This window comes from Streptomyces sp. NPDC043870, from assembly GCF_056435785.1.
On sequence record NZ_JBWKDT010000031.1, the window covers coordinates 69,379 to 91,956 of the forward strand.

Below are 22,578 nucleotides of genomic sequence, written 5' to 3' on the forward strand. Positions count from 1 at the left end.
CGGGTCAGTGTTCGGGCGGGAAGGCGTCGCCGAACATCGGGGAGTCGCTGGCGGACTCGGTGCGGGTCGCCTCGTCTTCCCAGACGTCCCAGTGTTCGGCCAGTTTTCCGTTGTCGATGCGCACCACGTCGGCGACGACCGAAGCGGTCTGGCCGGTGCCGGAGTATCGGCCGTAGAGGATCACGTAGTCGCCCTCGGCGACCGCCAACTGGTTCTCGTAGCGGACTGTGGGGGGCAGAGAGCGGACGAGATCGAACAGTCCGTTCCTTCCCGGCCCGATGTGCCTGCTGTGCTGAACGTAGTCCTCGGACCAGAGCTCTGCTGCGGCGGCGTAGTCGCGCCTGTGGAACAGGGTGTCGAACGCTGTCAGAACGACTTCCTTGTTCTGTTCGGGTGTAGACATGGTGGTCTCCTGAGGTGCCTGATGTGTCGTGTGGGATCCATCTCTAGCTGATCCAGGTGGCTGTACATGAGGTTCACGACGTGGCTGGGTGGGTGATTCGGCTCTTCTCGGTCGTTGAGCTCGCGGGGTACGTCGCATCGGCCTACACGGCCTGGCTGAGTGCCTGGAACTCGGTGTCGCTCAGGGCGAGCCGTGCGGCGTGGGTGTTCTCCTCGACGTGGGATACGCGGGAGGTGCCGGGAATGGGCAGCGTCACCGGGGAGCAGCGCAGCAGCCAGGCCAGGGCCATCTGGGAGGGGCTTGCGTCGTAGGTCTTGGCGAGGGTGTCCAGGGGGCCGCCGGGGCGAGCGAGCCGGCCGGTGGCCATGGGGAACCAGGGGATGAATCCCACGTTCTCCCGTTCGGCGTAGTCCAGTACGTCCTCGGCGTCGCGGTTGGCGAGGTTGTACAGGTTCTGCACGGAGACGATGTCCGCCAGCGTCTGGGCTTCCTTGATTTGGTCGACAGACACCTCGGACAGGCCGATGTGGCGGATCTTGCCTTCCTGTTGCAGCAGGCGCAGTTCGCCGATCTGATCGGCCAGGGGCACCTGGGGGTCGACACGGTGGAGCTGGTAGAGGTCGATGCGCTCAAGGCCCAGGTGGCGCAGGCTCAGTTCGGTCTGCTGGCGCAGGTATTCGGGACGGCCCAGGGGGCGCCAGTCGTCCGGTCCTGAACGGGACAGTCCGCCTTTGGTAGCGATCACCAGGTCCGCCGGGTACGGGTGCAGTGCCTTGCGGATGAGCTGCTCGCTGACGAACGGGCCGTAGGAGTCCGCGGTGTCGATGAAGTTCACGCCGAGTTCAACGGCCCGGCGCAGTACGCGTACGGCTTCCTCAGGGTCCTTCGGCGGCCCCCAGACGCCGGGGCCGGTCAGCTGCATCGCTCCGTATCCGAGGCGGTGGACGGGCCCCGTCTCGTGTACGGTCGCACCGGCCCGCTCGGCCATGGCGCGCTGGGCCGGCGGTGGAATCATGCGGTCGTCGGTGGCGACCAGGTAGTAACGCGGCTTGCCCCGCCAGGCGGGTGCTCGACCGCGCCGCCCAGGGCGTCCAGCCCCCAGGGGACCTGTGAGTCTGCCAGGAACTGGGCCTCGTCGGCCGGCAGGTCTCCAGGACGAGCCTGGTGGCGGCGACGTCACCGGCGAGGGAAAGGGTGGGATTCTGCACGACGCTCACGCGGTAGCCGTCCGCGCGCAACAGATCGTAGACCCCCTTCCAACCGGATCCGTCGACGAATCCGTCGTGGACCAAAACGATGTTCCGCGCGCGGTGGAGGCTCGCGCCGAGAAGTTCGGTGCCGGGCAGAAGCTGGAGCCCTGAGCCCACGGTGCCGGGAAGCCGGGCGCCTCTGCGTCGGACTCATAGCGCAGTGTGCCATCCCACAACATGCTCCTTTGCGCCCGGTGTCTGCGGTGACGCAAACTCGCCGGAGCGTCGCATGGCCGCGATGCAGCTTCCGGTCCACTTTCGAACCGGCCTGAACGGGCGGCTCGGCGTGCTCGCGCCCGGCGCCGGCACCGCCTCGATCAGCGAGGAGTGGACCCTCAAGGTACCGCCCCCGACGGCAGCCGGAAGAAGGCTACCGGCGCCACCGCCAACGTCGCCCACCGCGGTCAGGACGGCACCTGGCGCATGGCGATCCTCAATCCTCCGGTACCTCCTGATGAGTGCCTGTGCCTGATGCTGACATGACATGCGCGTTGTATCGCGGCAGAGCCTGTGTCCCACAGCTCGTGTGTCTCGTTCAATGGTCCGCGCTGAGGACGGGACGTAGCTCCTCATGCAGAGTCAGTTCGTCGCCCCGCACTACTTGGTGGCAACTAGACCATAAGTGTCAGTGTCGCCCGCTAGCCTGCCATGCATGGCAGGAACCTCGGATGAGTCCCGTGGTAGTCGTCGCTCGTTCAACAGCGAGGAACGAGTGGCGCTGTTCCTGTCCACCGGCGGCAGGTGCGGCGGCTGCGGGCCCGCAGGGACTCATGGGGTGAGGAGTTCGCACTGCTTGATGACCAGCACTGTTCCGTCCTCGCTGAAGACCCGACATTCTCCCTTGACGGTGACGGTGACGCCCAGGGGGACGCTTCGCACAAGCCGGAATGATTCCTTGATTCGGTGGTCAAACGGCAGCACGAAGATGGCGAGGTGGGGGCCTCCGGGGACATCTGACACATCCACCACCGGCGTACCGTATTGGCTTTCGCCCGTTCGGATTGAGATTCCCTCGAGGGTGAGGAATTTCCCATAGTAGGCACGCTCGGCTGCGGCGCGGTCCGCGGTGAATTCGTTGTGGAGGTCTCGAATTTTCATTGGTTGCCGCCTTCTCTGGTGTCGCGTGATCCTGCTGGTCTTGTTCGAGTTGTCGTCGACTGGTGCTCCGCGCTTGAGATCTTCTTACGGTTGGCCTTCTTGAGGATGTCGTCTGCTGTCTTGGTCCAGGTGAATGGGTGGGCGCGGTCGTTCCAACCGTCGATGTAGGTGCGGAGCTTGGCGTTGAGGTTATTGACCGAAGTGTACGTGCCGCGGTGGATGGCTTGTCGTTCGGCGATGGAGAACCAGCTTACGACGAGGTTCATCGAGGAACGGGTCAACCGCTCCAACTCGCCGCGGTCACCTCACGCAACACCAACGCCGCAGCAGGACGATTCGCCACAGCCACGTCGACGGATCCGCAGTTCAGAGACAAGGTCCGCGACGTCGTCGTCCACTAGCACTGGCATGCACTCGGGGATCAGCGGGCGCCGACCGAGGCCCAGGTCTCCCAGTCAGCGTCCTTGAAGAAGATCAAGTGCATGTCCGGGAGGCTAGCTATGCAACCCGGTTCAGTGCAAGGGATAATGACCTTCCGTCAGTTGAGTGGCCATCCCAGAGAGACACGGGAACTAAGCAAGGATTAGCGGCCCCTACTGGTTTCGACCGTGCTACCCCTACGTGAGTACGAGAGGTCAGATCGCTCCAGAGGGTGACGCGGGGGAACAGTGGCCTGCGCTGAGATGAGCAGGTGCAGCCCCAATAGTGCGAAGTGGCAGCTTGATGGCACAACGTTCGCGCAAGACCGCACCGCGGGGTCTTCTCTCGGAAGGGATTATGAAATGGCGGTCCGTTTCGATCCGGAAGCTCCCGGGATCATTAAGGTGACCATCAGTGAGGACAGCAGCGGCAAGCCCGATGTGGAGGGGTTGCAGCGCGACCTCGACTTGGTGCTCCTGGTCTGTACGTAGGCTCGGGCGGTTCCTAAGGTGGCGGCATGGCCAAGGACGGCGTGTCCGGCTGCGGCTGGTCATGGTCACGGATGACAACTCCGGGCCGCGGCTGCGCCGTGGGTGTGGTGGTCCGCTGAGGCCGGCGGCGAAGGCGACGGGGCTGTTCTGTTCGTCGGCGTGCCGTTCCAGGCACTGGCGGCGGATGCGGCGGGTGCGGGCGAGGACCGAGGCGGTGCAGGCCGATCGGACGGCCAGCTGTCCGGAGTGCGGGACGTCATGGACGGTCGGAGTGGAACGTCCCGTCACGGCAACGTACTGCTCTCCCCGGTGCCGCAAGCGGGCCTGGCACAAGCGGCGCACGGGACACGGCGGGGTGTGAGACCGCGCATCCGGCGGGCATACTGCCGCTCCACGCGCCGGGGCCGCACGTTCTTTCCAACGGCTGAAGACCGTCAGATCGTGCGAAGTGACGGGCCTGAAGGGCGAGTTGGTGGCATGGCCCAGTGCCGCCCCGGGGCCTGCGGGGGTGGTGTCCGGATGTCCGCTGTGGTCGGCAGTGTGACCCGAGAGCGCTACGACGAACTGGTCAAGCTCGGGCGGGACTGGGTCGCCACGATGAGCAGTGCCCAGTGGCGTCTCGCGGACGCTGCCCTGGAGATCGAGCCGATGCGCTCGTATGGCGGTGCGAACCCGTCCGGGACGGGTCGGCGACGAAAACGTCGTAGTGGATGGGGATGTCTGTGGACACAACTCTCCGTCCGATCGTGCTTGCTGATGTGACTACCGACGGCCTGGGTGACGTTGTTCGTGCCCTGGCTGGTGGCCGGTGGCGTGTGCCGAGCGGCCGACGGCAGACAGAGGCATGGTTGCGTGACACGGCGGACCGCGACATCACCTGAATATGCGAGACGCCCGCTTCGGCATCTCGTTGCTTCCCCACGAACCGCTGATCATCTTCGGCATGCTGCGAACGTCGCGGGGGTGGCGTTGAGGCGTTGACTCCTCTGCGACGTGAGATCTGGTTCGTCACCGGAAAGCGTTCACGCCCGGCCACACTCTCCAGCTCCTGCTTCATTCGGCGCGGGACCAAGAGGGACGACCGGTGAACAGGCAACGATGGCGGCCCTGCGAACTCCGCGGCCGGTCAAAGGAACTCGAACCATCGAGAACGACCTGCGCGGACCCGCCGAAGGACGCGGCAGTGCCGTCGTGGTCACTGGCGGCGTCGGCATGCCCACGTATCGCCTCACCTGTTCGCGTGATACCGGGGAGGCCCAGGGTGGTGATGACCTTGGCACAGCCGCGCGAATGAAGATCGATCGCGGCGTCCACGAGCAAATGCGGAGGCTGGCCATGAGCGATCGACTCCCCACTGCACAATCGGTGCGGGAGCGCGTCGGCGTGGCGCCGTCCCCGACAACGCACCTGATCGTGCTGCCCGGTGGAGGCTACGCGATGCACGCCGCCCACGAAGCGGAGCCCATCGCCACCTGGCTCGCTGGACTGGGGGTGTCGGTGAGCGTGTTCCGATACCCGCTGAACGTGCGGCATCCCGCGCCGCTTCTGGCGCTGCGGGCCGAGATCCGACGGCGACGGGAGCAAGGGGCCGAGCGCATCGGGGTGGTCGGCTTCTCGGCCGGTGGCCATCTTGCGGGACTGGCCGCCCTCGCTCCGAGCGATGACTTGCGTGAGTCGATCCAGTTCGCCGTCCTCGGCTACGCGATCACGTCGATGGAGACGGAGACATACCGGCCCTCGCGCCTCATCCTGCTCGGCGAGGACGCCTCGCCCGACCTGCGCCGCGCGACGTCGCTGGACTCGTTGGTGACTGCGGCGTCACCGCCCTTCTTCCTCTGGCACACCGCCGAGGACATCTATGTCCCGCCCGAGCACACCTATCGCCTCGCCGCGGCACTGGCCGCACACGATGTCCCCCACACCGTGCATGTCTTCGCCCATGGCCCGCACAGCCTCGGTCTCGCCCACGATGCCGGCGACACGGCCAGCTGGACAACGCTCGCGGAGTCCTGGATCACCGAACAGCTCCAGCCGGGAGCCGATGCCCTCTGACGGCCGGGACGGCTCTCACATGTTTGTGTGAGGGAAGGGAAGCAGCGATCGCGCGAACATCGCGGAGCCATCCAATCTGCCTTGACCTTGACCTTGACCTTGACCTCGACCGTGATGGACGAAGACTCGTTTGACCGGCACACCCACCCCTCGCCCGGAAGCTCTGCCCCGGTGGGGTGGCCCCTCCACCCCCCTCGAAGGAGCGGAACCATGCCTGAATCTCCCAAGCCCACCGTCGTGTTCGTGCACGGCGCTTTCGCCGACGCCTCCGGCTTCGGCGGTGTGACCCGCGAGCTTGCCGCCGCAGGCTATGACGACATCGCACCGGCGAACCCGCTGCGCGGCCTCGCTTCCGACTCCGCCGCCGTAACGGCCTTGGTGCGGGCGATCGAAGGTCCCGTCCTGCTCGTGGGCCTTCCCGGTTCTGCCCGAGGCGGACTTGGCCGAGAGGGAGACACCGAGCCACGGGCGGGACCGCGTCGGCTCGTGGGGTCGTTCAACTCGGTGAAGATCCGGAGCCTGAGTTCGGCGCGCGAGCCGCGTAGGACGAGACGCCCGTACCAGGACTCGTACGCTTCGAGGGAAGCGCGAATGTGACAGCAGAGGTCGGGATGGCGGCGTACGAGTTCGTCGTAGGCCTACTCGGCTGCGATCTTGAGCCGTTGGTATCTCGGTCCCGCCGCTCGGCCTGCACCATAGTGTCGTTGAGTTCGGTGATCAGGCGCATGCTCTCAGCCTTCCGCTGGAGCAGTGAGGCAAAGAGCCGGCGGCGGCCGTTGAGCTGCTCCAGTTGGGCGGCGTTGCGGGAACGCCCGGTCGTCGAGAGGTCCAGGAGGTGCCTGAGAGACGGATTCTCGGCATGCGGGACCATGTCGGCGATCGTCTCGTCGAGCTGATCGCGCCATCGGTTGAGTACGAGAGGATGGCAGAGGACGTCGTCTCTCAGTGTGACTTCGCTCCACACGAGAACGGACCCGACAGTGGCGTTGGCGTCCCGACAGTTCCAGACCCGGTGAGGTGCCGACCAGCGTCCGACGGCGATCCAGCGCTCACACCCCAGCCGGTCGGCGGGGTGGTTCCGGACGGTAGGCGGATGGTTCATTACGGTAACTGCCGTGAACCTGATCCGTATGACGCGCGACGTATCCCTGGCCGCGTCGTCGAAGGCAGGACCCGCGGCCGGAAGACGCTTCACCTGTCGGCAGTCCACGGGACGCCTGGTCGGTCTCGACCTGGCCCGTGGCCTTGCGATCCTCGGCATGTACGCCGTGCACCTCGGACCCGGCCCTTCGTTTGGCGGCCCGCTCGGCTGGGCGATGGAGGCCGCAGCAGGCCGTGCCGCCACACTCTTCGCTCTGCTCGCCGGGTTCACCCTCGTCATCCTCACCGGCCGCCCGGAACCGGACACCGGACGGTCGGGGCGCCAGGCCGTGGGCCGGGTGCTGATCCGTTCGGCCGTCCTGTTCGCCATGGGGTACGCCCTGACATGGCTGGACACCCCGGTCGAGGTGATCCTCTCCTTCTATGGACTGCTCTTCGTCCTCGCCCTTCCGCTGTACCGGCTGCGGGCCGCCACCCTGGTCGTGATCGCCGCCGCGACAGCGCTGGCCATGCCTGTGCTGGTCTACCTGCTGCGGGCGGCGGTGGACGGCGGCAGCTGGTCCGACGCGTTCATCGCGCACGATCCACTGGCCGTCGTCACCGGGTCGGACGGTGTCCTGGAACTGTTCGTCACCGGCGAATACCCCGTGCTGACGTGGCTGCCGTTCATCATCACCGGAATGGCCCTGGCCAAGCTCGACCTCACCCGCCCCCGTGTCGCCACCACAGTGGTCATCACGGGCGTGGCGCTGGCCGTGCTCGGCTACGGAGGCTCGTGGCTCGCCCTGCACCTCGTTCCCGGCGCGCAGGCGGCCGTCAGCGCGGCCACGGAAGGCGGCCCGGCGGCATCGGCGTGGTGGTTCGATGCCATCGGCAACGAGCCCACTGCCGGCGAGCCCGCGTGGCTGCTGGTGGCGGCCCCGCACAGCCAGACGACCTGGTCGATCCTGGGCAACACAGGTGTCGCGCTTGTCGTCGTGGCGGTCTGCTTCGTGGCCATGGACCGGTCGCCGCGCCTGCGGTGGCTGGCCGCGCCCGTCATCGCGCTCGGAACCATGGCGCTGACCGCGTACGTCGGCCACATCATCGGCATCAAGGCTCTGAACACCTTCCAGATACCGGACTCCACTGCTCTGCCGATCTTCCTCAGCTTCGCCGCGGTCGCCATGCTGGTCGCCGTCGCCTGGACGTGGTTCTTCCGGCGCGGCCCGCTGGAGTACTGCCTGTACCTCGCCACCGCACCAGCGCGTCGGATCTCGTGACCGGTGATGTGAGCCCCACCGAGGTCCAGCCGTTCGGCCGGGGCGCCTCGGTGGGGCTCGCGTAGCTCGGGGCCTGCGGCACGTCCGTACCAGACAACGCGCGCTTCCCGGCCGCCTTGTGGCCGGCGAGGATGCCGGAGCCTGGGAGTCGGGTGATCGGCGTCGTGCTGCACTGCGGGGGCATCTCCTCGGGCCGGACAGGGCCCACGCGCCCTGACGAAGGTCGGGGTTCGCCGTTGCCTTTCGTTCGATGAGCCGGATGTCGCAGGGACCGTAGCGTCGCTGCATGATCTCGCTCAGGGAACGACTCACCCGACTTTGTGGCGGCAGGGCAGCGGTCGACCATCGCATGACCGGAACCCGTCGTGCTTCGATCGCCGCCGTGCTCGCGCTCGGCCTGTCGATGCCGCTGGCAGGGGAGGGGATGGCCGACATCGTGCCGCCCCCACAGTCCGTCCAGGCGCCGGAATCCGACCGAGCTGCCGCCGTCCGGCTCGAACTGCTTCGCCCGACCGGACCGTACGCGGTCGGACGCGACTTGCTGCACCTCGTCGACAATGACCGCCGGGACCCATGGATGCCTCAGGCGGGCGCGCGTGAACTCATGCTGTCGATGTACTACCCGGCACGGCCCGGCATCGGCGACTCCGCGCCGTACATGACCACCGGAGAGGCCCGGCTGCTACTGGAGGGCATCGGTCGGGACGAAGCGATACCAGCGGGGACGGTCAGCGCGACCCGGACCCACGTGCGGGCCGCTGCCCGCCCCCTGCCGGGCAGGTTTCCGCTCGTGGTGCTCTCGCCCGGCTTCACTCTGCCCCGTGCCACGCTCTCCGGTCTCGCCGGGGATCTGGCCAGTCGCGGATACGTCGTCGCAACGGTCGATCACGCCTACGAGTCCTTCGGCACGCTCTACCCGGGCGGGCGGATGCTCACCTGCGCCGCCTGCGAACAGGTCGACGCCGGCGGCAACGCCGGATACAAGACAGCCGCCGAAGGCAGGGCCAAGGACATCACCTTCGTCCTGGACCGGCTGACGGGCCATCACCCGTCATGGCGGCACGCCCGGATGATCGACCCGCGTCGGATCGGAGCGGCCGGCCACTCCATCGGCGGCAACAGCGCCGCGCAGACCATGGCCACCGATCAGAGGGTGCGGGCCGGGGCGAACCTGGACGGCTCCTTCTTCGCCCCGGTGCCTGCCTCCGGTCTCGACGGCCGGCCGTTCCTGATGCTCGGGACGAAGGCCGACCACAGCCCGGGTTCCGGCAGCCCGGCCTGGGACGGCGACTGGGCGCGCCTTGACGGCTGGAAACGATGGCTGACCGTGGCCGACTCCGGGCACTTCTCCTTCATCGACCTGCCGGTGCTCGGTGAACAGCTGGGGCTGTCCGATCCCTCGGCACCTCTGCCGGGACGGCGTTCCGGGAAGATCACCCGTGACTACGTCGGAGCCTTCTTCGATCTGCACCTGCGCGACATTCGGCAGCCCCTGCTCGACGGACCGTCGTCGGCCTGTCCGGAGGTCGAGTTCCAGCAGCCCTGAGCTTCGGGTCGTCGAAGGGCGGCGCAAGTTGGTTCCTGCCCTGGCGTGGTCGATGCCTGTCGAAGTGACGGGCATGGTCGTGCCGAAAGGGTGCCCCGCAGGTGTGCGTTCGCACGAACGCGGGGCACCCCTGTCGATCCGGTTGGAGAGTCAGTTCCCCTCGGTTTCGAAGGTGCGCAGCAAATCGGCAGCGACGCTCACGGCAATGGTCGCGGGTTCCTTGCCGGTGATGTCGGCCAGCCCGATCGGGGTCTTGATCCGATCGATGGTGGCTTCGTCGTGACCGCCCTCGGTGGCCAGGCGTTTGCGGAACCGCACCCACTTGGCCGCCGACCCGATCAGCCCGATGGAGCCGAGATGGGTTGTGCGCAAGGCGGCGTCGCACAGAGCGGCGTCCTCGGCGTGATCATGGGTCATGATCAGGATGTGGGTGCCGCGCGGCAGCTCCGCCAGCACCTCCTCGGGCAGCAGTGGCGTGTGATGCACGTGCACCTGCGCCACCGCGTCTGCCAGCACGTCGAGACGCTCTTCGGTGAGGACGTCGGAGCGGGTGTCGATCAGGTGGAGGTCGAGGTCCTGACGTGCCAGGATGCGCGCCAGTTCCAGCCCGACGTGCCCGACGCCGAAGATCGCCACCGCCCGTACCACCGGGAGCGGTTCGAGCAGCACCGAGACCGTACCGCCGCAGCATTGCACGCCATGCCGGTTGGTCACCTTGTCGTTCAGGGCGAAATCGATCAGCTCCGGCTCCGGCTTGGGCTCGCTCATCATCTGCCGGGCCCGGTCGATCGCGACGGCCTCGACGTTGCCGCCACCGATCGAGCCCCACGTCTCGGTCTGCGCCACAACGAGTTTCGCGCCGGCGTCGCGCGGGGCGTGGCCGCGCACGGTCGCGACGGTCACCAGCACGCCGGACGCCCGGCGTGCTCGCAGGCGTGCGACCGCGGCGACCCACGTCATGTCAGGCACCGCTCAACGCTTCTGCATCGGTTCGGATCTTGCCGTTGGCGGCGTGCCCGTTGGCCGCGAGCCCGTTTCCGGCGTGGCCGTTGCCGGTGTGACCGTTCGGGGAGGCATCGTCCTGGCGAGCCGCCTGGATCGCCCAGTACACCGCCTCCGGCGTTGCGGGCGAGGCCAATTCGACGCCGACCCCGCTCGGCCCGAACGCGGCGGCGGCCTGCCGCAGCGCTTCGCGCACCGAGAACGCCAGCATCAGCGGAGGCTCACCCACCGCCTTGGACCCGTAGACCGCGCCCTCTTCGGTGGCGTTCTCCAGGAGCGTGACGTTGAACTCCTCGGGCATCTCCGAGAAGCTCGGCAGCTTGTAGGTGCTCGCGGCCTGGGTCTGCAGCCGGCCGCGGTTCGGTCCGTCACTCGCGTCCCAGCGCAGGTCCTCGAGCGTCAGCCAGCCCGCGCCCTGCACGAAGCCACCCTCGACCTGGCCGATGTCGATCATCGGGGACAGGCTGTCGCCGACGTCGTGCACGATGTCCACCCGCCGGATGCGGTACGCGCCGGTGAAGCCGTCGACCTCCACCTCGGTCGCCGCGGCGCCGTGGGCGAAGTACTTGAACGGCGAGCCCCGGAACGTCTTCGCGTCCCAGTGCAGCCCCTCGGTCCGGTAGAAGCCGGACGCCGACAGCTGAACTCGCTGGAAGTACGCGGTGTGCACCAGGTCGTCCCAGGCCACTTCCTTGTCGCTGCCGAGGGCGCGCGCGACGCCCTCGACGATGCGCACGTCCGAGGCGTTCGCACCCAGCTGAGTGGCGGCCACCTGAAGCAGCCGCGCGAGCAACTGCTCACAGGCGTTCTTGATCGCCCCACCGTTGAGGTCCGCCCCGGAACTGGCGGCGGTGGCGGAGGTGTTGGGCACCTTGTCGGTACGCGTCGGGGCGAGGCGGACCTTGTGCAGCGGGATGCCCAGCGTGGTCGCGGCCACCTGCATCATCTTGGTGTGCAGGCCCTGGCCCATCTCGGTGCCGCCGTGGTTGATCAGGACCGAGCCGTCCTTGTAGATCAGCACCAGCGCGCCGCCCTGGTTGAAGGCGGTGAGGTTGAACGAGATGCCGAACTTGATGCCGGTCATCGCAAGGGCCCGCTTGGTGTGCGGGTGCGCGGCGTTGAAGGCGGCGATCTCGCGCTTGCGGTCGGCGATGCCGGCGTCGTCCTGCACCTGCTGCCAGATGGCGGAGATCCGTCCGGCCTGCGTGACCGGCTGTCCGTACGGCGTCGTCTGGCCCTGGCCCGGCTGGTAGAAGTTGCGTTCCCGCAGCTCCATGGGGTCCAGGCCGAGCTGCGGCGCGCAGCGGCCCAGGATGTCCTCGATCACCAGCATGCCCTGCGGTCCGCCGAAGCCGCGGAAGGCGGTGTTGGAGACCGTGTTGGTCTTGGCGATGCGACCGGCGATGCGCGCGTTGGGGATCCAGTAGGTGTTGTCGATGTGGCACAGCGCGCGGGCCAGCACCGGCTCGGACAGGTCCAGGCTCCAGCCGCCGTCCGCGACCAAGGTGGCGTCCAGGGCCTGGATACGGCCGTCCGCGTCGAATCCGATCTTCCACTTGGAGTGGAACCCGTGCCGCTTACCGGACATGGTCAGGTCCTGGGTCCGGTTGAGCCGGAACCGGACCGGCCGGCCGGTCAGCTTGGCGCCGAGCGCGGCCACGGCCGCGAAGCCGTGCGGCTGCATCTCCTTGCCGCCGAAGCCGCCGCCCATGCGCAGGCACTGCACGGTCACCTCGTGGGCGGGCACGCCGAGCACGTGCGAGACGATTTCCTGCGTCTCGGAAGGGTGCTGGGTGCTGCTCTGGATGAACACCTGCCCGTTCTCGTCGACCTGGGCCAGCGCCGCGTGCGTCTCGAGGTAGAAGTGTTCCTGACCGGAGAACTGGAACTCGCCGGTGAACACGTGCGCGGAGTCGGCGAAGCCTGCGTCGATGTCGCCGTGCACCATGAGGGGCTGGGCGCCGTGATAGCTGCCCGCCGCGATGGCCTCCTGCAGCGTGACCAGAGAGGGCAGTTCGTCGAGCTCGACCTCGACGGCCGCCGCACCGAGCCGGGCCGCCTCCAGGGTCTCGCCGAGCACCCAGGCGACCGCGTGGCCGTGGAACATGACCTCGTCGGGGAACAGCGGCTCGTCGTGCTTCATGCCGGCGTCGTTGACGCCGGGCACGTCGGCACCGGTCAGTACGCGGACCACGCCGGGTACGGCGAGCGCTGGCTCGGTGCGCAGCGCGGTGATCCGGCCGCGCGCCTTCATGACCTGGACCGGGTAGGCGTGCAGCACGTCCTTGGTGCGCTGGACCAGGTCGTCGGTGTAGAGCGCGGTGCCCGTGACGTGCTGGAAGGCACTCTCGTGCGGCATCGAGACGCCGACGACGGGCTTCTCGGGACGCTCGGACAGATGACTCATGACGACACCGCCTCGGTGGTCTGTGCGTGCAGCTTCAGCAGGCTCTGGCCGAGCATCGCGGAACGGTAGAGGGAGCTGGCGCGGTGATCGTCCATCGGCGTGCCCTCGCCCCGCAGGACCCGGGCCGCAGCCTCGACGGTCTCCGCCGACCACGGCTTGCCCTCCAGGGCCGCCTCGGTGGCGAGCGCGCGGATCGGGGTGGCGGCCACGCCGCCCAGGCCGATGCGTGCCTTGCGGACGATGCCGTCCTCGATGCCGAGCGCGAAGGCGACCGCCACGCTGGAGATGTCGTCGAAGCGACGCTTGGCGATCTTGTGGAAGGCCGTGACCGGCGACAGCGGCAGCGGGATGCGCACCGCGCGGATCAGCTCGCCGGGACGGCGCACGCTCTGCCGGTAGCCGGTGAAGTAGTCGGCCAGCGGAACCACACGCTCACCGCCGGCGTCGGCGAGCACCAACGACGCCTCAAGGGCGAGCAGCACCGGCGGGCTGTCACCGATGGGCGAGCCGGTACCCAGGTTGCCGCCGAGGGTCCCGCTGTTGCGGATGAGCCGGGAGGCGAACTGCGGGAACAGCTCTGCAAGGAGCGGGACGTCGCCGTCGAGGCGACGTTCGGTCTCGGTGAGCGTCAGCGCCGCACCGATCTCGATGTGGTCGGATTCGACGCGCAGCTCCCGGAGTTCGGGCAGCCGGTCGATGGCGACCACGCAATCCGCCCGGCGGGAGCGGATGTTCACCTCGACCCCGTAGTCGGTGGAGCCGGCGACCACCACCGCGTCGGGCCGCTCGCGCAGCAGCTCCAGCGTTTCGGCCAGGGTGCTCTTCCGCAGGAACGCGCTGCCGTCCTGGGTGTATTCGGTGGCGACCGGTGCGGGCGGGGACTGCTCGCGACGCTGCGCCAGCGGGTCCTCGTCGGTGGGCTCACCGACCGCGAACGCGGCATCGCGGATCGGGCGATAACCGGTGCAGCGACACAGGTTTCCGCTCAGCGCGTGCAGATCGAAACCGTTCGGACCGTGCTCGGCGTCGGCGGTGTCGGCCGAACCCGCGTCCGCGTGAGCGCAACGGTCGGGTCGGTAGTACTCGGCAGCCATGCTGCAGATGAATCCCGGCGTGCAGTAACCGCATTGGGAGCCGCCGCGGACCGCCATCTCCTCCTGCACCGGGTGCAGGGTGGGCGGCGTGCCGGGTTCGCCGGCGGTGGCGAGACCTTCGGAGGTAATGATCTCCTGACCGTCGAGCGCCGCGACCGGGACCAGGCAGGCGTTGACCGCCACCCAGTCGGTGGGCTTGTTCACCCCGGGACGGGCCACCAGGACCGAACAGGCGCCGCATTCACCCTCGGCGCAGCCCTCCTTGGTGCCGGTCAGGCCACGCTCGCGCAGAAAGTCCAGCACTGTGGTGTGAGGCGCAGCCGGTGAAATCGGTGCTTCTTTCCCGTTGACCGTGATCCGCGCCCCTACCATGACAGGCCTTCGTTTCTGTGCGCGATGGGTCGATTCATCATGTTCGCCAATTTCAGGCAGCTTTCTGTGTTCAGACGCGCCACGTGCGAGGAGCGGGCGCAAAACGGCACGCAACAGCGACGTGCCGGGAGGTGGTGACGGAAAACCCAGAATGTGCCACGGACGGGCACATCAGAACGGCGTGCTCAGCAGCCGTGCGCGATTCGACCCGGAACCCAGACCATGCGGTGGGCGAGGCGACCCAGATCAGAGTGGGTGTACATCCGCTGGTCGCCTCCTATCGGTAGTTATGGGTCGACGTTCACCGCAAAGTAGTGGCCGGGGCCACAGAGGTCAAGAGGCTGACCCTGTCTCTCGAAACCGATCGGACTCGAGGCTGGGGCGCCACCGCTGGGTGCGCTGGTCGAAAAGCCGGGCGTTCTCGTCGTTGACGCGGGCCACGACGCGGGGATCAGCGAACTGCCGCTTGGCCGGCAGACTGACGACGAGCGCTGCGTGTTGCGCATGGACGGGGCCGACACCGCGTCTTCGACGAGGGATTCGACGATGACGGTGTCGACTGGCGGTGAAGGCACGGAAACCTCCTGCCCCCCGGCGAGGCGGTCAGTCATGGGCGATGACGGCGACGGGCGCGGTGGAGTGGTGCATCACCGCATGCGCGATGGGGCCGATGTGCGCGCCCACGGGAGCTCTGCGGATGCGCCGCCCGACGACCACGAGATCCGCGTCGGCGGCGCAGTTCACCAACTGCTGCGCGGGAGTACCCATGGCGGTGCGCTCCTCGGCCTCGACCGATGGGCACTTTCGCTGCCAGGTGGCCATCAGGTCGCCGAGGCCGCGCGCGGCGTCGCGGTGCAGTTCCTGCTGAGCCGCATCGAGCGCCAGGGCGTCGCGGACGACCGGCGGAAGCGACCAGCCGTATACGGCCCGCAGCCGGCAGCCACGCCGAGCCGCCTCGTCGAAGGCGAAGGCCAGGAGCGAGTCGCTGTTCTGGTGGATGTCGACGCCGACGACCACGGCGCGGTACGGGCCGGGAGATCCGGAGCGAGGCCCCGTGCCCGGCTGCGTCAGGGCCCGGACGAGCACGACCGGCTGCTCGGTGGCGCTGATCGTCGCCATACCGACCGAACCGAGGAGGAAGCCCATGGTGCCGCTCAGCCCACGGGAGCCGAGCACCAGCATCTCCGCCTCACCTGCCTCGATGGACAGCGCAGCGGCGGGCCGCCCGGACAGCCGCCGTGTGACGATCTCCAAGGAGGGATGGTCACGCCGCATCTCTTCGCGGCATCGGCCAGGAGCTTGTCGCCCCATCGGCGCTGCACATCGGGGCCAGACACCGGAACGGCCGCGGTCATGGGCCAGTCGTCGGCGTGCACGAGGTACAGCGGCACTTTGCGCAACAGCGATTCCCGGGCCGCCCACTCGGCGGCGGCGTAACTCTCGGGCGAACCATCCAGGCCGACGGTGACGTGGCGGGTCATGGCGCGGACCTCCTTCGAGCCGCGAGGGCGGCCACGCTCCCAGCGTCACCGCCCGGGCGCGGCGACAGCAGAGGCCGACGGTCCCGCGTGCGGGCCGAACGGACCTGGTCCTCCCCGCGGCGCCGGTCAGTTCGGCGACGGGGCCACGGCAGGCCGCACTCACGACGACCAGCGGCTCGTCCACTCCGGGGGGCCGGTACGACGCCGGATCGTTGTCATCGCAGCCGGCTCCTCCTGACCAGTGTCGGCGCTGTCCGGCGACGGCGCAGTCCGGTCGACGGTCCCGGTTCAGGAGGTGTCGTCGACGTCGAAGGAGGGGCCCTCCGAAGCTTCTCGCCGCGAAGGAGTACCGGGTGCTCGCCGTGGCCTCGGGAGTACGCAGAGACTCGCCGGCGCACGCGGCGGATGGGGAGTCGGGGCTGCGCCTGCTGGGCCCGGTCGGCTCAGCGATCCCCGAAGCCCGCGGCGCCCGCGACCGAGGGCGGCTGCCGAGGCAACCCGCAGACCATGCCGGGCGGGGCTGACCGGGGACCGTAGAGCCCTGGTCAGACCGCGCGCCGAGTGCTTCCATGGAATTGACGGAAAGGGTCCCTGAAAGGGACGCGGAGAAGCGGTCGGCGACCGTGCACCGCGCAATCAGGATCCGCGAGAAGCGGATGGGCCCTTTCCGCCCCTTGCCTTCCGGGCCGGTCCAGCCGGCAGCGATCAGCACGGCGATAGCCGGAGGCGAAGCGGTCGCAGCCGTCAGCGATGCGGTTCATCGTGCTCACGAGCTTCACGAGCCTGAGTGGCGATGACGGCGGCCTGGACACGGCGTTCCACACCGAGCTTGGACAGCAGCCGCGAGATGTGGTTCTTGACGGTCTTCTCGGACAGGTAGAGCTTCTTGCCGATCTGCTGGTTGGTCAGTCCTTCGCCGATCAGATCGAGGACGGCACCTTCCCTGTCCGTGAGCTCGGCGAGCCGTGCGCCGTCGGCCGGGTGGCCGGCCTCGGGCGTGCGCAGCGAACGCATCAGCCGCGCGGTCGTGGCGGGGTCGAGCATCGACTGACCCGTTGCCACGGTGCGGACGGCGGAGACAAGATCGGTGCCCTTGATCTGCTTGAGAACGTTTCCGGCGGCTCCGGCCATGATCGAGTCGAGCAGTGCGTCCTCGTCGTCGAAGGACGTCAGCATGAGGCAGGCGAGGTCCGGCACGTGGGAGCGCAGGTCGCGGCAGACGGTGATGCCGTCGCCGTCCGGGATCCGGATGTCGAGGACCGCGACATGGGGGCGCAGCGCGGGTCCCCAGGGCCTGCTCGGCCGTCGACTTGCGTGCTGCGGGGGAGTTCAGGTCCAGGCGGATGTCCACCACGCCATCGACCGCACGGACCGCACGGACCGCCCGGGTCGGCAAGGGCACCAGAGCCCGGTCACGGAGACCCCGCCCAGCGTCACCACACCGTCCGTGACGGAGACTTCCACCTGCGCGGCGGGCGGCAGGTCCTCGATCACGGTGCGCCGGATCTCGTCGGCGATGTCCTCGTCGGACCGCAGGAGGCGGTGTGCGCTGTGGAGCGCCGGCTGAGAGTGGGGGCCGCCGGACAGGCACGCATGCGTAAAGGCTCGGCCCTTGCGCCACCACGGCAGGGCGCCACCTCCTGTGTCCGGGCTGCCGGGTCAGGGCAGCGTCCAGAACTGGCGCGTGACGAGGTAGAAGACAGCGGCCCAGAACACCATCAACGCGGCGACGATGCCGAGGCCGACGAGGTTGGTCTTCGCCGCCGGTTCGTCCGGTGACGGCCGCAGCCACCTCTTGAGCAGCGGGTTCACGTAGTAGGGCATCGTGACGAAGCTCATGGCGAAGCTCGAAAGCAGGTTGCCCACAAGCAGCCCGATCCAGAGCGGCATCTTCAGCGGCGACACGGCGAGCGTCAGCAGCACAACGGTCGGGTACAAGCCGACCCAGATTGCGATGGAGGTCTTGGTTTCCGAGGGCGGCGGCGCTTCCTTGCCGTCCTCTTCGAAGGCGAACCAGCTGCCGAACGAGTTGTCGATCGTGCGCAGTTGGAAGTCGTTGAACTTCTTGCCTTCAGCAAGAACTTCCTGCCGCTTGGCCGACGTCAGCCAGGCATCGAGGTGCTCGGCGTTGTCGAATCGGTACAGGGTGGTCCATTCGTCCTGAAGGCCTTCGATCGGGCGGAAGAGCTCGGTTCCGCGGAATCCTTCGAATTTGCTCTCCTCGTGGCTCATGCGGCGCTGCCAGTCCAGAAAGTCGGCGACGTGGTCCGGGTGGACGCGGTGGGTGACCACAACGGTCACGAGCGGATCCGGTGGTTGCGTGCCGCCGCTGAGGACCTGCTGGGTTGCCGGACCGTCGAAGTACTTTCTCCCAATGTCGAGAAGCCGCTGCCTGGTTGCACTGTTGATCCATGCTTGCAGATGGGCTATCGAGTCGAATCGGTATACGACTACCCAGTCGGGTTGCAGGGGTGTCGGCGGGGAGATCTCGGCGCCGAGGTACCCGGCGTAGTTGGCTGCGGCGGCGTTGACGTCCTCCTGCCACGCTTCGTACTCCCGCTCCAGTCCGGGCAGGACCTTCTGACCGATGATTCCCGTAGCCGCGGCCTCTTCGAGCCTTTCGGTGTTCATGTGACCGGGCCCGTCGCTACCGACTGCTTTTCGTTGAGCCGGCCGTAGATCCGTTCCGGCGTCAGGGGCAGCGCGCGGTAGCGGACGCCCGTGGCGTCGTGGAGCGCATTCGCCAACGCGGGGGCCACCGGGTTGATGCAGCATTCGGCCATCCCCTTCGACCGCATGGGCCCGACGGAATCCGTCGAGTCCACCAGGAGCACGTCCGTGCGGGGGATATCGGCGTAGGTGGGGATACGGTAGTTGCGGAAGTTCGGGTTGACCATGACACCGTTCGCGTCGACTTGGTAGTTCTCGGTCAGCGTGAAGCCGATGCCCTGGGCGACACCGCCTTCTATCTGTCCCCTGACTTGCGCGGGGTTGATGACCGCGCCTGCGTCGGTCGCCTGGACGCTGTAAAGGATACGGATCTCACCCGTCACCCGATGGACTGCGATGCGGAACCCCTGCGTGTTGGAGATGACGCTCCGGGGTGAGCCGTAGGCCTTGCGAGCGGCGGTGAAACGGATTCCGTGCGCGCGGGCCCGTGCGACGAGCTCGGCCAACGATACGCGCTGGTCGCCGCAGACGACTTCTTCGTCGTCCATCGAGCACATCACGACGTGGACACCCGTGTGCGCGGCAGCGAATTCCAGGATGCGGTCGCGCACGGCATTGGCCGCTCGAAGGACCGCGTTGCCCGACACGAAGAGACCCGCACTGGCAAAGGCGCCGGTGTCGAATCCCGTGCGGTCGGTGTCGGACTGCACCAGGCGAATCCGCGACGGCGTCGTGCCCAGCTGGTTGGCCGCGATCTGGACGTGGGCGGTCGAGGTGCCCTCGCCAAATTCGACTGTTCCGACGGCCAACTCGTACATGAGGTCGTCGCCCAGCGTGACCCAAGCCTCTGAGATGTGCTCGGTCGGTGGCGCGGTCTCGTGCAGTGAGGTCGCGACGCCGGCCCCGACGAGCCACTCGGGGCCGGGGGACGGCTCATCGGCCGTACGGGCCATGGCGGCATCCACCAGATCGATGCACTTCGCGAGTCCGTCCTCGCCGAACACCACGTCGTCGGGGCCGTCATGCATGGCGACGAGGGGATCACCCGGCCGCACGATATTGCGGCGTCGCAGTTCGAGCGGATCGATGTGCAATGCGTGTGCCAGCTCGTGCATCGCCGATTCCACGGCGAACGCCGGCTGCGTCATCCCGTAACCGCGCAGTGCCCCGCTCGGAACGGTGTTCGTATAGACGGAGTACGCGTCGTACTTCTTGTTGGGGCAGCGGTAGATCATGACGGCAGCGCCGCCTGCGTACAGCGTTTCGCCGCCGTGGTTGCCGTAGGCGCCGGTGTTCGACACATTGCGGACCTGGAACGCCGTGAGCGTTCCGTCCGCCTTCGCGCCGAGCTTGACCGTCAGCGTCATCGGGTGCCGTGGCGAAGCCGTTGTGAATTCCTCCTCGCGGGTGTACTCGAAGCAGACAGGCCGCCCGGTGTCCAGGGTGGCGAGCGCGACCAGATCCTCCGAGATCAGTTCCTGTTTGCCGCCGAAGCCTCCGCCGACGCGTTTGCAGAACACGCGGAGCTGGTCCGGGCGCAGCGCGAACAGGTGGGAGAGTTTGACTTTCGCGATCGACGGCGACTGCGAACTGGTGCGGACGTTCAGACGGCCGTTTTCCATCCAGGCAATCGAGCCGTGGGTCTCCAGATGCGCGTGTTGCACTCGCGGTGAGAAGTACGTGCCTTCGTGGATCACGTCGGCTTCGGCGAACCCTGCGTCGACATCGCCGGTGTGCGAATGGAGCTCGAGCAAGATGTTGTGGACGGGGTCGCGGACGAATGGATCGTGTGCGCCGTGCAGCTGTGGTGCCCCCTCGGCCATTGCCGCTTCGGGGTCGAACACCGCCGGCATCACCTCGTATTCGACGACGACCCTTCGGCAGCCCTCTTCGGCCGCCCCGGCCGTGTCGGCCAGGACCGCGACGACGCGTTGGCCGACGAAGCGGACCGTGTTGTCGAGGATGAAGGTGTCGTCCGGATCGACAAGATGGTCCGTGTGGATCGCGGTAGTGAACCGCTTGCGCGGCACATCTTCCCAGGTGTAGACCCGTTGCACGCCGGGAACCGCGAGTGCGGCGGTCTTGTCGATCGAGACGATCCGGGCGTGCGCGTGCGGTGAGTGCAGCACCTTGAGGTGCAGCATGCCTTCGATGTGGGTGTCCATCGTGAACTCGGCGCGACCGGTTACCACGTCGTCGGCCGCCGGCGCACCGACACTCGTCCCGACGGCCTTTCCTGGCGTTGCTGTCTCCACGCCGGCGACGCCCTTCACGGCATCCTCGATCCCCCGATAGCCGGTGCAGCGGCAGAGGTTGCCCTTCAACGCCCGTGGCAGGTCTTCTTTCTGGTCCTCGGTGAACGTTGCCGACGTCATGATCATCCCCGCGGTGCAGAAACCGCATTGGAACCCCGGGGCGTCACGGAACTGTCGCTGCATCGGATGCAGGTTGCCGGGCGATCCGATGCCCTCGATCGTCGTCACCTCATGACCGTCCGCGCGGAATGCGGGCGTGATGCAGCTGTGTACCGGATTGCCGTCCAACCACACCGTGCATGCGCCGCAATCACCCGCGTCGCAGCCCTTTTTGACGCCATGGTGACCGAGTGAGCGGAGGAAGGTGCGCAGACACTGGCCGGGGTCCGGCTCTTCGACGAAGCTCCTGCCGTTCACGATGTATGTCATGCCACGCCCCCGGCTGTGAGTTCGCGACGAATCTCTTCGGCGAAGTGCTTGGTCAGGTGGCGACGGTGGTCGGGTGTCCCGTTGGGGTCGGCGAACCAGACGTCGGCGGGGATGACGTCGATGCACTGCTGCAGAGTCCGGGAATCCGGCATGGTGTCGAAAGCAATGCGCACGGGCCGTGTGGTGCCGGCGGTGACGGTGAGCAGCAGGTCGCTCGTTCCTGGTGTCTGAGTACCGATGAGGAACACTGTCGAACGGCCGAGGTGGGTCAGCGTGAAGCGGCGGTGCGCGGTGCGTTTCCTCAGGGCGCGCGCCGGAACGTCGATGCGCCGCAGGACTTCCCCGGGAGCAAGGATGTTCCGGTTGTCACCGGTCACGAAGTCGCGCGCATCGACGATGCGCGCGGACCCGTCGCGAGCCCACAACTCGTACTGTGCCTCGAGTGCGACCGTCAGCGTGATCATCGGGCCGGCAGGCAGAGACATGCAGATGTTGCCGCCGACGGTCGCCGAGGTCCAGACCTTGAACGAGGACAGGAACGCCTCGCAACTCTTCGCGAAAAGGGTGCCCGCGGTCCAGTCACCCGGCAGCGCAAAGGCGTACAGCTCGCGGATGGTGCACGTCGCGCCGATTTCGAGGCCCGCGTCGCTCGGGACGAGGGGATCCCAACGCAATGCCGTCAGGTCGATCAGGCGGCGCAGACTCGGCTGTTCCGCGGAGAACAGCCACGTTCCTCCTGCGAGCCAGGCATCGCCTTCGCGCCAGTCCACGCCCGGCCGGTCGGACGGTCGCCGGACGACTTCGGTGATGGTGTTGAGGTCCATGGGAAACGATCTCCCATTCGGCTCGATACGCGCGTCGAATGTCGACGGGTGACGATGCGCGCTGGGAGCGGCACGACCTCGAGCGACAGAATCGAATGCCGGCCGCTGCGGTCGAGCTGCTCGAGGAGGACCGGCGGGCGCAGAGATTCCTGTCAAGCGTACGCAGATCGGGCGGGCCTCGCCAATTCGGAACTTCGATGCGAAGTCGTGATGTCCGCGCGGCTGACTTGCGCAGGGGCGCTTGTTCCAGCCGGCTGCTGGGGCAGGAACGGGAACAGACGACGCAGGCGGCTCCTGACATCGATCGCCCCGACAGGGCCTAGCATCAATACCGGTGACTTTGTTGGGGGTGGGTCGTTGGGTGTGGTGTGCCAAGGCCTGGACAGGTGAAGTCGTCGGGTGAGCGGTTGTCGGACCGGAT

16 protein-coding genes and 1 pseudogene are annotated in these 22,578 nt (G+C 67.8%); 4 read left to right on the top strand and 13 right to left on the bottom strand.

The genetic code is table 11. The features are described from left to right. Positions 1–4: 4 nt before the first annotated feature. From AC0699_RS29595 to AC0699_RS29610, 4 genes are all read right to left on the bottom strand, one after another. Positions 5–403 (bottom strand): nuclear transport factor 2 family protein, encoded by a 399-nt coding sequence (locus AC0699_RS29595; protein ID WP_478666283.1) that lies wholly within the window; start codon positions 401–403, stop codon positions 5–7. A gap of 142 nt (positions 404–545) precedes the next feature. Next, the gene (locus AC0699_RS29600) at positions 546–1,391 is read right to left on the bottom strand and encodes an aldo/keto reductase (RefSeq protein ID WP_478666333.1); all 846 of its coding nucleotides are present in this window, start codon (positions 1,389–1,391) and stop codon (positions 546–548) included. A 1,030-nt stretch (positions 1,392–2,421) separates the two neighbouring features. After that, positions 2,422–2,751: an OB-fold protein gene (locus tag AC0699_RS29605; protein WP_189473819.1), complete on the bottom strand. Its 330-nt coding sequence runs from the start codon at positions 2,749–2,751 to the stop codon at positions 2,422–2,424. Then, positions 2,748–3,017 (bottom strand): hypothetical protein, encoded by a 270-nt coding sequence (locus tag AC0699_RS29610; RefSeq protein ID WP_478666288.1) that lies wholly within the window; start codon positions 3,015–3,017, stop codon positions 2,748–2,750. Before AC0699_RS29610 ends, AC0699_RS29605 begins: the two co-directional genes overlap by 4 nt. Before the next feature lie 1,980 nt (positions 3,018–4,997). Here AC0699_RS29610 and AC0699_RS29615 point away from each other — a divergent pair. The 4 genes from AC0699_RS29615 (at position 4,998) to AC0699_RS29630 (ending at position 9,623) form a co-directional block, all read left to right on the top strand. Further along, positions 4,998–5,714, top strand: coding sequence for an alpha/beta hydrolase (locus AC0699_RS29615; RefSeq protein WP_478666293.1), 717 nt, complete (start codon positions 4,998–5,000; stop codon positions 5,712–5,714). Positions 5,715–5,924: 210 nt separating this feature from the next. After that, a complete protein-coding gene (locus AC0699_RS29620) occupies positions 5,925–6,311 on the top strand; it encodes a hypothetical protein (RefSeq protein ID WP_478666296.1) in 387 nt (128 codons plus the stop codon). 533 nt (positions 6,312–6,844) lie between these two features. Next, positions 6,845–8,077: a heparan-alpha-glucosaminide N-acetyltransferase domain-containing protein gene (locus tag AC0699_RS29625; protein WP_478666336.1), complete on the top strand. Its 1,233-nt coding sequence runs from the start codon at positions 6,845–6,847 to the stop codon at positions 8,075–8,077. A 349-nt stretch (positions 8,078–8,426) separates the two neighbouring features. Continuing rightward, positions 8,427–9,623: an alpha/beta hydrolase family protein gene (locus tag AC0699_RS29630; RefSeq protein WP_478666300.1), complete on the top strand. Its 1,197-nt coding sequence runs from the start codon at positions 8,427–8,429 to the stop codon at positions 9,621–9,623. Positions 9,624–9,773: 150 nt separating this feature from the next. Here AC0699_RS29630 and xdhC read toward each other — a convergent pair whose 3' ends face one another. From xdhC to AC0699_RS29675, 9 genes and pseudogenes are all read right to left on the bottom strand, one after another. Beyond that, complete coding sequence (gene xdhC / locus AC0699_RS29635) at positions 9,774–10,583, bottom strand: xanthine dehydrogenase accessory protein XdhC (RefSeq protein ID WP_478666303.1); 810 nt, start codon at positions 10,581–10,583, stop codon at positions 9,774–9,776. A gap of 1 nt (position 10,584) precedes the next feature. Beyond that, on the bottom strand, positions 10,585–13,032 hold the full coding sequence (gene xdhB, locus AC0699_RS29640) for a xanthine dehydrogenase molybdopterin binding subunit (protein WP_478666304.1): 2,448 nt from the start codon (positions 13,030–13,032) through the stop codon (positions 10,585–10,587). Beyond that, the gene (locus AC0699_RS29645) at positions 13,029–14,498 is read right to left on the bottom strand and encodes a xanthine dehydrogenase small subunit (RefSeq protein ID WP_478666308.1); all 1,470 of its coding nucleotides are present in this window, start codon (positions 14,496–14,498) and stop codon (positions 13,029–13,031) included. The genes xdhB and AC0699_RS29645 overlap by 4 nt, the downstream gene beginning before the upstream one ends. A 603-nt stretch (positions 14,499–15,101) precedes the next feature. Beyond that, positions 15,102–15,752, bottom strand: a complete 651-nt coding sequence (locus AC0699_RS29650) for a universal stress protein (protein WP_478666311.1) — start codon at positions 15,750–15,752, stop codon at positions 15,102–15,104. After that, entirely contained in the window at positions 15,653–15,979 is a 327-nt protein-coding gene (locus AC0699_RS29655; protein WP_478666315.1) for a universal stress protein, read from the bottom strand. Before AC0699_RS29655 ends, AC0699_RS29650 begins: the two co-directional genes overlap by 100 nt. A gap of 744 nt (positions 15,980–16,723) precedes the next feature. Further along, positions 16,724–17,266, bottom strand: a pseudogene (locus AC0699_RS29660) (LuxR C-terminal-related transcriptional regulator); the annotation flags it as partial. Positions 17,267–17,638: 372 nt separating this feature from the next. Then, positions 17,639–18,610: an antibiotic biosynthesis monooxygenase gene (locus AC0699_RS29665; RefSeq protein WP_478666319.1), complete on the bottom strand. Its 972-nt coding sequence runs from the start codon at positions 18,608–18,610 to the stop codon at positions 17,639–17,641. After that, positions 18,607–21,333 carry a molybdopterin-dependent oxidoreductase gene (locus AC0699_RS29670; RefSeq protein WP_478666324.1) on the bottom strand — a complete coding sequence of 909 codons (2,727 nt, stop codon included), beginning with the start codon at positions 21,331–21,333 and terminating at the stop codon, positions 18,607–18,609. Before AC0699_RS29670 ends, AC0699_RS29665 begins: the two co-directional genes overlap by 4 nt. Beyond that, positions 21,330–22,157, bottom strand: a complete 828-nt coding sequence (locus tag AC0699_RS29675; protein ID WP_478666326.1) for an FAD binding domain-containing protein — start codon at positions 22,155–22,157, stop codon at positions 21,330–21,332. Before AC0699_RS29675 ends, AC0699_RS29670 begins: the two co-directional genes overlap by 4 nt. Positions 22,158–22,578: the final 421 nt, after the last annotated feature.

What these genes read in the sequence shown, in the direction of transcription:
- AC0699_RS29595 (WP_478666283.1), bottom strand. Translation starts at nt 403, where the DNA reads ATGTCTACACCCGAACAGAACAAGGAAGTCGTTCTGACAGCGTTCGAC.
- AC0699_RS29600 (WP_478666333.1), bottom strand. Translation starts at nt 1,391, where the DNA reads ATGGCCGAGCGGGCCGGTGCGACCGTACACGAGACGGGGCCCGTCCAC.
- AC0699_RS29605 (WP_189473819.1), bottom strand. Translation starts at nt 2,751, where the DNA reads ATGAAAATTCGAGACCTCCACAACGAATTCACCGCGGACCGCGCCGCA.
- AC0699_RS29610 (WP_478666288.1), bottom strand. Translation starts at nt 3,017, where the DNA reads ATGAACCTCGTCGTAAGCTGGTTCTCCATCGCCGAACGACAAGCCATC.
- AC0699_RS29615 (WP_478666293.1), top strand. Translation starts at nt 4,998, where the DNA reads ATGAGCGATCGACTCCCCACTGCACAATCGGTGCGGGAGCGCGTCGGC.
- AC0699_RS29620 (WP_478666296.1), top strand. Translation starts at nt 5,925, where the DNA reads ATGCCTGAATCTCCCAAGCCCACCGTCGTGTTCGTGCACGGCGCTTTC.
- AC0699_RS29625 (WP_478666336.1), top strand. Translation starts at nt 6,845, where the DNA reads ATGACGCGCGACGTATCCCTGGCCGCGTCGTCGAAGGCAGGACCCGCG.
- AC0699_RS29630 (WP_478666300.1), top strand. Translation starts at nt 8,427, where the DNA reads ATGACCGGAACCCGTCGTGCTTCGATCGCCGCCGTGCTCGCGCTCGGC.
- xdhC (WP_478666303.1), bottom strand. Translation starts at nt 10,583, where the DNA reads ATGACGTGGGTCGCCGCGGTCGCACGCCTGCGAGCACGCCGGGCGTCC.
- xdhB (WP_478666304.1), bottom strand. Translation starts at nt 13,032, where the DNA reads ATGAGTCATCTGTCCGAGCGTCCCGAGAAGCCCGTCGTCGGCGTCTCG.
- AC0699_RS29645 (WP_478666308.1), bottom strand. Translation starts at nt 14,498, where the DNA reads ATGGTAGGGGCGCGGATCACGGTCAACGGGAAAGAAGCACCGATTTCA.
- AC0699_RS29655 (WP_478666315.1), bottom strand. Translation starts at nt 15,979, where the DNA reads ATGACCCGCCACGTCACCGTCGGCCTGGATGGTTCGCCCGAGAGTTAC.
- AC0699_RS29665 (WP_478666319.1), bottom strand. Translation starts at nt 18,610, where the DNA reads ATGAACACCGAAAGGCTCGAAGAGGCCGCGGCTACGGGAATCATCGGT.
- AC0699_RS29670 (WP_478666324.1), bottom strand. Translation starts at nt 21,333, where the DNA reads ATGACATACATCGTGAACGGCAGGAGCTTCGTCGAAGAGCCGGACCCC.
- AC0699_RS29675 (WP_478666326.1), bottom strand. Translation starts at nt 22,157, where the DNA reads ATGGACCTCAACACCATCACCGAAGTCGTCCGGCGACCGTCCGACCGG.